This window comes from Agrobacterium leguminum (assembly GCF_005144435.2).
GTDB lineage: Bacteria > Pseudomonadota > Alphaproteobacteria > Rhizobiales > Rhizobiaceae > Agrobacterium > Agrobacterium leguminum.
This window is the reverse complement of sequence record NZ_CP120212.1, coordinates 707,146-719,935: the sequence shown is the minus strand read 5'-3', so window position 1 is coordinate 719,935 and position 12,790 is coordinate 707,146. Positions and strand designations below refer to the sequence as shown.

At 58.4% G+C, this 12,790-nt stretch carries 5 protein-coding genes; all 5 read left to right on the top strand.

The window, feature by feature from the left end; all coding sequences use genetic code 11:
* Positions 1 to 106: 106 nt before the first annotated feature.
* The 5 genes from CFBP4996_RS17795 to CFBP4996_RS17775 all read left to right on the top strand — a co-directional run bounded on the left by CFBP4996_RS17795 (position 107) and on the right by CFBP4996_RS17775 (position 12,789).
* Positions 107 to 3,076 (top strand): VPA1269 family protein, encoded by a 2,970-nt coding sequence (locus CFBP4996_RS17795; RefSeq protein ID WP_080854358.1) that lies wholly within the window; start codon positions 107 to 109, stop codon positions 3,074 to 3,076.
* Positions 3,073 to 3,753, top strand: coding sequence for a hypothetical protein (locus CFBP4996_RS17790; protein WP_080854359.1), 681 nt, complete (start codon positions 3,073 to 3,075; stop codon positions 3,751 to 3,753). Before CFBP4996_RS17795 ends, CFBP4996_RS17790 begins: the two co-directional genes overlap by 4 nt.
* A gap of 386 nt (positions 3,754 to 4,139) precedes the next feature.
* The gene (locus CFBP4996_RS17785) at positions 4,140 to 5,714 is read left to right on the top strand and encodes an N-6 DNA methylase (RefSeq protein WP_080854360.1); all 1,575 of its coding nucleotides are present in this window, start codon (positions 4,140 to 4,142) and stop codon (positions 5,712 to 5,714) included.
* Positions 5,714 to 8,485, top strand: coding sequence for a hypothetical protein (locus tag CFBP4996_RS17780; protein WP_080854361.1), 2,772 nt, complete (start codon positions 5,714 to 5,716; stop codon positions 8,483 to 8,485). The genes CFBP4996_RS17785 and CFBP4996_RS17780 overlap by 1 nt, the downstream gene beginning before the upstream one ends.
* Positions 8,482 to 12,789 carry a DEAD/DEAH box helicase family protein gene (locus CFBP4996_RS17775; RefSeq protein WP_080854362.1) on the top strand — a complete coding sequence of 1,436 codons (4,308 nt, stop codon included), beginning with the start codon at positions 8,482 to 8,484 and terminating at the stop codon, positions 12,787 to 12,789. Before CFBP4996_RS17780 ends, CFBP4996_RS17775 begins: the two co-directional genes overlap by 4 nt.
* The last annotated feature ends 1 nt before the right edge of the window (position 12,790 follow it).

The following is a 12,790-nucleotide window of genomic DNA, read 5'->3' as shown; positions in this document are numbered from 1 at the left end:
AGGAATTGAATGGCACATCTGGGGCAACTGTCGGCGGGAAACTATCTACAAGCGCACGGCCTTCGACGCGAGGAGCAGCACCGTCCCGAAATGAGGACACCGAGCAATGAGCGCGCACTTCACGTCCACTTCGGGCACCGAAATCTTTCTCAACCTGTCGAAAGAGGACCGTGCACTTGATGGCACCCCGCATGTTCCTCCAAATGGACGGGCAGCTATCGAGTTGATCAGATCACTATCGGCAAAGGCGCCGATCACCGCCGAACATCTCTTGGCAGCGGACACGATCTATGACGAAGGCGTGTGTTTGTCGCCTTACTCAATCTTTGAGTTGCCGATCCACAGGGACATATGCGTTCACATCAACAGAGGTTCCGACCTCGGATGGAGCTTGCGTGAAGCTCTGGACGAAGCAGGCGCCTTCGACTTCATCGACAAGGTCAGAGACCGTTCCACGTACGATTCGACAATCGAACGCATTCTCGCCGTCTTCACGATGTCGGCGGCAGGCCTGACGTCGATTTCGGAGGCACCGATCGAATTCATTCACGCGGTCGTTGACATCTTCCGAACACCGGATGGCGCAGACTGGAACCGTAAGATCCTCGGCGTTGGCGACGTATCCGTCCAGTGCGTCTCGAATGTCATCCGAGCGCTCTCGAAGATCTTCAACGACGACAGTCTGCTCCAGAAGGCGAGGAAGCACCGCCGGCCTTCGGGAAGCACGAATCCTGGCTTTCATGCCTTTCAATACTCAAAAGACGCGTTGGATCAGGAATTGCTCGGCTATTTTAGGGTTTTTATGGAAACATCTAGGATGAGGCCGCCGGACGCGCAGTCGGCACTTCAGCACATAGCAGGCTGGCTCAAGCTTGAGTTGTCGTGCTCGTCGGTTCTCGAAATCATCTATAAAAAGGACCGGCCCGCGACGTTCACCGATTGGATGGTGAGAAAGAACAATGGCCAGGTGACGAGGACGATCCTGACGGTCGTCAATGCGGCTAGGAAAATTTCCCTCAGCATCACTGAACAGTTGTTTGACAGTTCTTCCGGCCAGACGATGTTCGATCTGGTCACGGAGAAGGAACTCGCAAAGCTCAAGAATAAAGTTAAGAGCCTTCCGAAGCCAGATAGCGCTCGCGCCAGGCCTCTGGCAGAAAAGTTCGTTCCGATCATGCGTGAGGTGCTGGAGGAGGGGGCCGCCGGGTGGCCGGGAAAGTCAGGTCATTTCCATGAGGAAGTCATTATCGGTGGCAAGAGGCGTTCGATCTACTGTCCCGTCATTCCGTCGTTGTTTCAGGTGATGCTGGAGATCCCCTTGCGGATGGTCCAAATACGTCGCCTTGATTCGGGTGAAGGCGACGTGGTCAATTTCAATGCGGACACCATGGAGTGGGAGGATAACGAGGGAGCAATAGCAGGGTATTGGAAAAGTATTAATGGAGAAGGTACGAGTAAGAGTCATGCCCGTGGCTACGCTCGCGAAGTCTACGATCACATTAAGCCCATCGTCGGCATCAACGTGAATACAAACAAGACAGGTGAACCATATATTCTTCCTTGGTTTATTCCGAAGGTGCATAAAATACTGTGGGACCTCAGGAAGTGGCAGGAAAAATACAATCCTATCTCACAGCATATAACTCCTAAGCAATATGTGGACGCTTCCTCAAGGAGCCCCGACGTCACCTTGGAGGAAATGCCAGACATTATACCCATAGCCCGCCTCTTCCCGAACAAGTACCACGACTATGACGGCCGGGTCGTCACCTACACGGAACTGCACCGGGCCTGGGGTTGGATCCTCCAGGAAATTCAACGCCGATGGAACCTGCGCCACCCCGGCAATCCCGTAGTGCTTGTCGAGCTACACGAGAAATCGAAGCAACCTGGCCGGTATCGATACAGCATCCACGGATTTAGGGTCAGGGGGCTCTCGAACCTTCGCCGCGGGGGCATGCCGCTCGACATTGTAATGAGAGTTGCCGGCCACAAATCAATGAGAATGGCGATATATTATACCGAACCACACGCCCTCGAAATCGCTCACGCGATCGAGGCGGCAGTTGCTAACGCGGAAGGGCAGCGTCAGTACATAGATGACCTTAAAAAGGCGACGCTCGACCAAGCGTTAGGAATGTCTGTGTCGTTACATTCGGCAGCGATACCTGAAGCCTACGTGTCGCAATCGCAGGTTCAGTTCTGCAGCGTCGCTATCGGCATATGCCCTTTCGACGGCACACGATGTGGAGATGGCGGAGAGCTTCTACGCAAGGAAGTGAGCGGAGGGGGAGAGAAGAACGTATATGGTCCAGTTGAAAGGCGAAACTGCATCATGTGCAGACACTTCATAAGCGGCCCTCCATTCCTCATGGAGCTTGCCGCATATGGCACCAAGCTTTGCGAACGGCGCCAATACCTTGTTCAGGAGCAGGATCGGATTAACGACCTTGTTGGCGCATACGAGGTGGCACTGAGGGACGCGAAGATCACGCAGGCGTATTTCGAAAACCAGACTAACGAACTCCAGGTTGACTTGTTGCAAGTGACCGACGAACTGGTGGTAGTCGAGAATTCGATCTTCAACGTCGAGCTATTGTGCAACGCAAGCCAGCGCCTCCTCGAAGAAACGTCCGCCGGTGAGAGGGAAGTGCTTCTGATCGCTCATCCGCGCACCTCGGTAGTCGAATTTGAAGAGATCTCAGAGTTCAAGCAATCAGTCTGGATTACCGCGCATGGACGCGTTCACACAATATTGGGTGACGAACGAGTGGAGAGGAAACGGGACAGGTATTTGGAGCTCATCGCGATGCACTCTGATGTGCGTCCCCCTTCTTTGCTGACGCACATCTCCGACAGTCACCGCCGGAGGGCTATGGACCAGTACGCCAGCTTTATCGACGCCAAAGTGCCGGCGGATGACATCCAACGGTTGATTGATGGTAGTCTCCGTCTCCAAGACCTCGGATTAAAAGAGCAAGTGCGTGAACTAATCGACGTTGCATTGTCGAGCGCGGTGCCACTTGTCGGAGCCACTCCCGAGCGAAATCTCTTGACGAATGAGATGTCGGTGTGAAGCCGTCCCGGACAAGGCGCATCATCCTTGCCGCTGAAAACAAGGTGGCAGGGATACTTGATCTCATCCCCGACGGCAGGAAGAAGCGTAACGCCGAGGCCGTAAACGCCGTTTGCACTGCATTGGTCAAGCGAAGGACGCCGATCAAGCCAACGGCCCTGGCCGTCACGGAGGAAGGCCGGAATTTAAATCCCCATTTTCCTGCCTATCAGACGATTTACAATACGTACTCGAACATTCTCGACGCATGGAGGGAGGCATACTATGACGTAGTAAACATCGACGCTGACCCCCCTCTTTCCAGTGAAGGGGTGGACGAGATCGATACTTCCATTATGGAGGTGGGAACGGCCAACATAGTAGATCGTCTTAAGGTCATCATCTTCGAGCTGACGCAGCGCAACAATGTCCTGAAGCAGATCATCGGCCACATGACGCCAGCAGAAGCCAGCGGCGACTCCCTAGCTTCCGAGCATGAGGAGGTGGTCCTGCTTCTAGGAAAGTGGATCCGCCGGTTGGCTGATAGCCCGGCGTTTCAGCTAGATGAATTCGCATTGAAAGTGAGCCGCAAGACGCCGCCAGGCACGAGGATCATCGACGTCGAGCTCTTGGACAAACTATTGGCTTTCACAGAAGAATTCGAAGCCGCTTGTAGGGCACGGAGATCAATATCGTAGTGGGCCCGAGACGCGGCCACGAATTACCAACGCCTAGGAAGTATCGATAGTCCGCACCTTCGGGTTCTGCTCTTGTAGCCTAGCAGGGCAAGTATGCGAGCAAGCGTATATGATAGTGCGGTTAGGAGACCGGCAAACCGTGCGTATTCTGACCGCACTAAAAATTGATAACAATTACTGCAAAGCGCGGGAATCATTGAAGGAGGATATAGCGTAGGTCTTTCTGACCGAACCCGGCGCCTTGGATCCCAAAGATTCTACATGCAATTCCAACGAAGCTATGCGATTTATAGTTGATCTGACTCGGGGGGCTTGCGACTGCAACGAATCCTATTATCTGGTGCGAGGTCGGGGAGTTGATGGGAAGAGAACAGGGCCGGCCGCCAATGTTGGCGGTAGCAAAGGCCACCGCACGTGCCATTTTGCAAGAACTCCCGTCAGATGTCGACCTCGGCGGAATATGTCTGGATCTCACGCCCTATCGTTTCCAGGCGGTGGAAGTCTTTCGGTCAAGGCTTTCTGACCTACATGTTCACGAGCGTAACTATTGGATTGGCACGCTCTACACGCTGATGGTAACGCAGGAGGCGAGGCGGAGGCAGGCGGCGTATTTCACGCCGCCTTATCTCGCGGAAGCGGTGATCGATTTGGCGGTCGAACATGGATTCGACCTCCTCCGTCATGACGTCCTCGACCCAGCCGCAGGCGGCGCAGCTTTCCTTTCGATCATCGCAGCCCGAATGCGGGTCGCCGGAGCGAAGGCGGAGGATATCGCGTATCGGCTAAACGGAGTCGAGATAGACAATTGCCTGGCTGAAATATCCGAGCACCTGATCGCGGAACAACTCGACGGCTTCCGAGGGCGCCGCGTGGTGGAGACCGGCGACAGCCTTCATGCGACGCCGTTGGCGTCGTACAACCTGGTGATAGCGAACCCGCCCTATGGCAGGATCACGCCCAACGACCTTAAGGACGACCGGTGGACGAAGGTCGCTCATATGGGCCATATCAACAAGTACGCGGTCTTCACCGAGCTGTGCCTTCGCGTCGCTAAACCCCGCGGCCTCGTGGCCCTGGTCATTCCGTCGAGCTTTAGAGGCGGCCCCCTCTACGACAAGATGCGTTCGTTCATTGCGGGCCAGGGCCAGATACTAGCGCTTGGCACGGTCACCAACCGCGAAGACGTGTTTGCGGACGTCGCGCAGGACATCAGCGTGCTGCTGGTGCGGAAGGGTTCCGAGCACCGCACAATCTTGCCGGTGAACTTTCCAGATTTTACGGCGAACGGCATCCAGCGTCCTGTTCCGACGGGCTCGCTTCCGAGCGATGTGTCAGCACCCTGGCTGGCGCCTGCCGACTCCAGTCGGGAGCGGGGTGGCGCAACGATCGCCGACTATGGCGTCGTTGCAAAGGCCGGCTATTTCGTCTGGAATCGGGAACAGGAAAAGTTCTGCAACAGTGAGGATGCGAATGCCTTTCCATTGATTTGGGCGAAGAACGTGCGGCCGGGCCAGCCATGCGTCCCAGCCAACCGGACCGCCGACGGCGTCGATTTTGTTCGGGTTCCTGAAGGGAGCCAGGCAGTCGTATCTTCGCCGGCGCTCGTTATCCAGCGGACGTCAAACAGCAGTCAGCCAAGGCGGATAATCGCCGCTGCCGTCGACAAGGACTCGGTTGCTCGATGGAAAGGTTTCGTCTCCGAAAACCACACCATCATCGTCTACGGTCCTGACGTAGAAATGATCGACTTGCTCGCGAAGTTGCTCAACACCAGGGCGGTCGACGAACGTTACCGGGCGGTGTCCGGCACGGCTACCGTTTCGGTCAAGCTTCTGCGGGAGCTCGACCTCCCTCTGCCGGAGGTTTTCCGGACGGCTTTGCGCGACACTTCCGATCCCGAAGCGGCTGCGATGATCGCATACAAGACGGGCGGCGGCGGTAGATTGGCGGAGGTCTCCTAATGGCCGGGCCGCGACCGACTTTTCGCAGCGCGCCGGGGACCGATCTTTCTGATCGCCGGAAGCAGCAGCAGGACCAGCTTAGGCGCCGTTCGGAGATGGCGGCGATTTATTCCGCAAAGGTCGCGGCCGGCCCTTCATCGAGTGTCGACGACGTCTCTCGGGAACAGGAGGGCGGTCGGAACGCCAGCGCCTGGATCGCCGCTCTATCAGAAATCCCACTCAGGCCGATCGGAGCGGCCACGCTTCCGTTGGCGGACGTCTACAACAAGCTCCTTCGAGAGGCTATCGAAGCTATGAATAGCGGCGACTCGGTGGTTGTCATGACATGGCCCGCGCGGGATATCTGCCTTTCGGCCCTGGCGTCGCTGCTCGCGCTTGCCGACGTCGCCGTCGCCGAGCCGCTATCGATAATGGTCGGAGGCACGCTTCAGCCGTCGTTCGAGCGCCCGAACGGTTTCAGGGCTCTGCTCTACCCCTATGCACGCACCACTCATGAGGCTGCGCGAGACGTCCAGATCGATCGCGGGTATCTGAGCCGTGTCCACATGGCTCACTTTTCGAGACACTCCGCCGGACAGGAAGGCTCTTCCGCACTCAAGGACTACCATCACACGCTCAGCCGCGTGCGGACGCTTACTGGACGGGCCGTCGACGGGAAGACCTACCCAGAGTTCGAACATCCCACGCTCGATGAGATACTTCCCCACGGCGCATGCGACGGCAAGGCTCATTCGTCGGGCACGCTCCTCTGGCGGACGAGCGCTAAGACCGATCTCAAGGTCCACAATACGATTAAGGGGCAGGCAAACGACGGCACGAAGGCGGCATACTTCCTCTACGGTCTGAGGAAGGACGACGATCCTGCGGCCGCACTCCGGAGGATTGGAAGCGGGCTCGATCTCGTCATCGTCGATCTAACTCGGACGGGGCGAAATAGGCTGGGCGAAGAATGGACCAGCGTCGCTGGTTCGACATTCAAAGCCATACGGAAGGCTCACCCGAAGGCCGGGGTGCTGGTGGTCACCGAAGATCCCTGGACGTTCGACAAGGCGCGCTTCGAGATCTTCAACGAAAATGTGGCTCTTCGACACCGGACGGCTCCGCCAGCCAAGTCGAAGACGATAACAGCAATGTCTTCGTCGCTCCTCGCCGGCGATGAAGAGGGTACCACTTGGTCTGGATGCGAATCCGTCGAGGTCAAAGGATTCAACGGTCCGGGCGTGAAGGTCGCCGAGGAGCTGCGAACTATCGCGCGGAAAGCGCAACGGGTGCACGACAGCCAGGGTGCTGCGGCCGTTCAGGATGTCATATTCAAACTGCGTCGGAACGCCTCGCTGCCAGGATCACTCGCCTCGCTCAGCAACTTCGTAAGTATGGAGCAAGGGCAGGCTGCCGCGGCCGACCTGATGTCGAGCTACCGGATTTCAGGCGCCGTTCAATTCCTCAGCGATCCATCTGTTCCGGCGAGTCAGATCGGTGGTTCGCAGCTTGCGTCTTTATTGCGAGAGGCGGAAGAAATCATGGCGCGGCTCACCCGCGCGACGCCGATGTCCAATCTCCTTGAAGGAATCGTGCGCAGCATATTGAACTCCTCATCAAAGGCTCTGTTCATGTTCCGGACGCAGCCGCTGGCCGAATTCGCCACGGCCGATCTCTGCAGACGCGTTCCGGAGCTGCGGGCGCGCCTTGACAAGGAGATGATCATTTTTTCGGGGCCGGGCGGGCTTACCGAAATCGCTGTTATGCCACCGGCGGAGCGGAACAAATTCAAGAAGATTTTCGCCGTGGCTCCGCCGCGGGACGGTGTGCTCACCTTCTTCGCGAGACTCTGGCTCCCTAGCCAGGTCTATGTACTCGCAGACGGCGAGACGCTACAGTTTTCTTCTCGTGATGCGTCGAGACTGGCTGGCGAGATCGAAGAGCCGGAAATTGCGTCTCGACTGAGGAAATACGCGAAGTCTTCCGCCGAAGAGGTCAGCGCCCTCGGCAACTATCAGCTCAAAATCATCGAGACGCCGCCGCTTCCGACTGAACTACAGTTCCCGTCAGAAACTGTTATCGATCTCGCCGGCGCAGCGGGTCGAGGCGACCTCGAGCTTCTCGAGCTGACAATGGAAGGAGGGCAGCGGATCATCGCGCGGCCGGGCACGGGGCTGGTGCGGCTTGACCGATCGCGATCGCTTGAGACTTTCAAGCATATCGATGCACGAGACGTGAAACCGGGCGATGAGCTTTGTGTCATCAGTACCAACTTCATTGACCGTGCGCGGCTCCTGCTCAGCATCACTGCAAATGCCACCGAGGCCATCAGGGAGTACCATGAAGACGTCGTCAGACGTTTTCGAAAACTGCCTGGCTTCAATGACAGCGACCGGTTGAGGACGTTGATTGAAAGGATCGGGGACCCGGACCTCGACTCTCAGCGGGTCAGATACTGGGTTCACGTGGACAAGCAGTTGCAGGCGCCGTTGCACGAGGTCGTGACTCAGGCCCCCCGCGATCATGGCATGTTCTTGAAGTTCACCTCGGCGCTTGGCATCGGGGAAGGCCTCGCAAACAGGTTCTGGCACCTGGGCGTTAAGGCGCAGCGTAACAACCGAATGCGGGCCGGAATGGCGTTTCACGATTCCTACAGAAACATCCTTACGGACCCGCATGCGGCTGCGGCGTTCGCGGACAGCGCGAAACGCGCTTCCGAAATAAAACGGCTGCAACGTCTCGCCGAAGAACATGTCTCGGCAGTGAGGTCCCTCAGGAGGCTCAAGTCATGATCCAGCCGAAGTCTGGCGAGGCGCTCGCGCAGATTGACGTAGAACTCAAGGAGGCGGTCTGCGACGCGCTGGTGAACATGGTCACGAGGCGGGCAAGCGGCACCGACGATGCTGGCAGGTACGTCTACGGCAAGTCCCCGAGGCGCGGGGTATTCTCAGGCCAGCTCCTGCCACGTCTGTCGCGGACGAACCAGGACGAGACCTCCGACATCAAGATCGCGGCAATCGGAATGGATTTCAACGTGTCGGCGAAGGCCGTGTCCAATCTGACCGCTGCGCCGAGGTTTTCGGTTTATGTCCGAGTGCTTCCGACCTGGGAAGAGATATCCAGCGACCGTTATGGGATCGAGATCGACTTCAAGCTCTCAAAGGAAACGAAGTCTGCCATCGACGAGAAGATCAAGGAACGCCGAGAAGCCTTATACGCTAGTGGAAACCTCGTGCGGCTCGATTGGGTAACAATGGATCCGGGTCAAAAGGACGAATTCTATCGACGTAGGCGCGAAATTCAGGACCAGCTTCGCCGCAGCGTCTATGGCGAATTCGGCATCACGCTGCGCGGCGACGAAGTAGTTAGCTTTGCAAAGGAAGACGCGGAAGTTCCGGCGGCCAACGGCACCGAGGGGAACGAAGAGACTACGGCGTCGCCGGATATCGGGAAGCTAATCACCAAGGGCCGGTCCATACCGACGCAGCATGTCTCGCCCGCCCCGATCCCTGGAAAGTGGAGGCGCCTAGACCTCAAGCTGCCTGTTTTCGAATGGGCGGCGTCGCTTTCAGGCGATGCCCTGAAGCAGAAATGCGAGGACTATTCGATCGCTCTCCGTTCGGCCATCGCAACGCAGCTTACAGACTGGCTGAAAGGAGAAGAAGGCAAGTGGGCCTGGCGGAACCGCACGGTCCGGCCTGACGAAGCCCGAAGCGAGGCAAGCTGGAACGCCTTCATCGACGCCTTGAAGCTGGAACCACTAGACGCCTCGGTACTGCCGGACCTCACCGGGCTTGAGCTGAAAGTCGAGAGGCAGCGCGATTTCATTGATCCATCGCGGGTCTCGATACGGGTAAGCTTGGACAACTCCTGCGCCGAGCTCAACCGGCGCGATGCAGCAATCAAGTGCAATGCGTTGTTTGGAACAGAACTCAAGATAGGCGTCGACAAGGTGGATCACCGGACGGTACAATTAGACCGCGTGGAGCCGTCGTACCGCTTCCGCGATTTTCTCTCCTATCCCGCGATCGGGCTAAACTGCGGCATCGTCGCGACGGACGCCGGCGACACGATCGAGATTTCGACCACCTGGGCGCCCCGCTTCACCCAGCCGCGGATCGTTGCTCGCGACATCGAGGTCGAGTGCCGTTTCAGCGTGCTGGCGAAAGACCATGACGTCTCGGCGTTGCTCGTTCTGCCGAGCGAGTACGGCAAGTGGATCGATAGGCAAATCGCGGAGCTCAGCGACAAGGTAGTCGCTAATCTGCCGCCAGACGAGGCGGCTCGGGAAAGAAAGCGTTTTGAAGAGGACGTCGCCGGGCAGCGATCCGAGGCCAAGCTCATCGAGCGCGGCATTCGGATACTCGTCGAGTCCCGCGCGGCGGCCTTGGCGCTTCCAGGTGCGGTGCCAAGTGAGCTCTCCAGGCTTCAGCGGAAGGCCGCGCCCTGGAACGCGTGGTTGATGACCAACGAATCCTTCGCGAGACGTGACCGCGATCCGGAACGCAAATGGCGCCTCTTCCAGCTTGCATTCATCCTAGCCCATATTCCGACCTTTGCTTCGCGAATGGAGGAATATGCCAACGAGTTCGAGATCGAACGCGACGAAGAAGCTGCGAGTCTCTTGTACTTTCCGACCGGTGGTGGAAAGTCAGAGGCGTTCTACGGCGCGCTCCTTTTCGCAATCTTCCTAGACCGCCTGCGTGGAAAGGATCGCGGGATCACCGCGATGATCCGCTATCCGCTGCGGCTCCTCACGCTGCAGCAGGCCCAGCGGCTGCTGCGCCTTGTCGTCTGGGCGGAGATCGTACGACAGGAGAAAACGGTCGGAAGCTGGCCGATCGAGATCGGCTTCTGGGTCGGATCCTCCAATACGCCCAACAGATTTTCGGAGATGCAGTCGGACCTGCCGACGCTGAGCGATCATCCGGACGATAGCGCTCTGGAAGACGACACCGGAAAGGACAAGCGCGCCAACCGCTACCGCGAGGTTGTTGCCGCCTACAACAAAGTGTCGCGCTGCCCCTGTTGCTCTTCGCTCACTGGTCTTCGGCGATATGCCGCTTCGGGGGCGGTGGTGGAGCGCGCCGCGATCGTCTGCTTCAATGCCAAATGCGAGTGGAACAAGGCCCACGGCGAACTCGCACCTCTTCCGTTTCTCCTGACCGACGACACGATCTACCAGCGCGCGCCGGCTATCGTGCTCGGTACCGTCGACAAGCTCGCGATGCTGGGACAGAGCACTCCGACCATCACCGAGATCCTCGGGATGTTCGGCATGGGCCGTTGGGTCGATCCTGCCGGACACCTTCGCAACCCACGAAAGGTTGAAAACCTCCAGGCGGGACCCGAGGCGAATGGAATGAAAGGCGTCTTCCCATCCTACGCGGGAGGCGAAAAGGTCTTCTTCGACCCATTCCCTTCGCTGATCATCCAGGACGAAGCACATCTCCTCGAAGACAGCCTCGGAACGTTCAGCGGATTGTTTGACACGCTCCTCGAGAAGACTTTCAAGACGATCGACCGCATATCGGGCGCTTCGCTAGGCGTCAGCCGCTACACCGACAAGAAGGGCGATCTGACCCCGCGGCTTCCCAAGATCGTCGCAGCGACGGCTACGATCAGCGATCCGGACAGGCAGCTCAAGGTCCTCTACCAGCGAAAGCCGCTTCGCTTTCCGTATCCTGGACCGGACATCTATCATTCGTTCTTTGCCGAACCTGCGAAGGCGCCGAAGGATAATGCGGCAAGGCTTCAACGCGCGGCGGAAATGGACCCGGCGCGCGCACCTGAGGCGACCGCTCCTTGGATGCGCCTCTACGTCTCGCTGATGACGAACGACGCCACCCACACAGTGACGACGGTCGGCGTGCTGAGTGCTTTCCACACCGTCATCTCCCATCTCTGGTCGGCGCTTCTCGACCCTTCCAAGTCTCCGGCCGCCATTGCGGAACTTCGCGCGGCGGTGTCAGACGACGAGGGCGGAGAATGGCGGCGGGCCGCCATCGACCGCGCGATCATCGAAGGCAGGACGGACGACGTCATGGCGTTGATCGACCTCCATCGTATCGCGCTTGCCTACGTTACCAACAAGAAGGGCGGCGACCAGGTTATCGACGCTCTGCACTCGGCCGTTGCCGAGAAGCATCGGACCGCCAGCCTGCCTCATAGTCAATTCATCAGCCGCTTGATCTCGGGCGGCGTCGACATGCAGGAAATCCAGAGCGTGATGAAGGAAGCTGAGACGCCGTTCGGACCGGCTGGTTATCCCGACGTCGGCGACACCCTGCGCAGTATCGTCGCGACTTCCGCCATCAGTCACGGTGTCGACGTCGACCGCTTCAACAGCATGTTCTTCGCAGGTCTGCCATCGGACATCGCGGAGTACATTCAGGCCTCGAGCCGCGTCGGCCGCTCGCATGTTGGCTTCGTCATGCTTCTGCCGACCCCGCAGAGCCGAAGGGACCGGTACGTCATCGAGACGCACGACATCTTCCATCGGTTCCTAGAAAGAATGATCTCGCCGCCTGCGGTCGAGCGCTGGGCTGAGACGGCGATCGATCGTGTCACGGCGTCCTACGTTCAGACATGGGCGATGCTCAAAGACGCCGAAGCGTTTCTCGGGCTTCCCGACAGCGGCAAGTTCAACCTGCAATCTAACGAGTTCACCACCACGCTCGGCTATCTCGCGAAGACGGATCTCTTGAACTTCGCCAACGACCTCGGTGGATTCATGCTCGATGCGATGGGAGCGAACGGACGCGGCGCGGGTGGTTTCGGCAGCCCGCCATATCGCAATTTCTACCACGACTCAACCGACCGTGCCGCACAGGACCTCGGTAAAAGTCTGCGAAGCCTTGAGATTGAATTGAGGCTGCAGAAGTACTGGGAGCAGGCTGCCAAGCTTCGCAAGCCAATGACCTCGCTCCGCGATGTCGACGAGGCCGGGGTCATAACTGCCGCCGACTTTCATCGCGGTGCAAAGGGCGGGACGCTGAACGTCGACATGGCCGAGGTTGCGAAAGTGATGAGGTCGATCCGCCGTCAGAGGGGCGACAGTGCAGAGACAGATGCTGACGACCGTGGGGAGGGCTGAG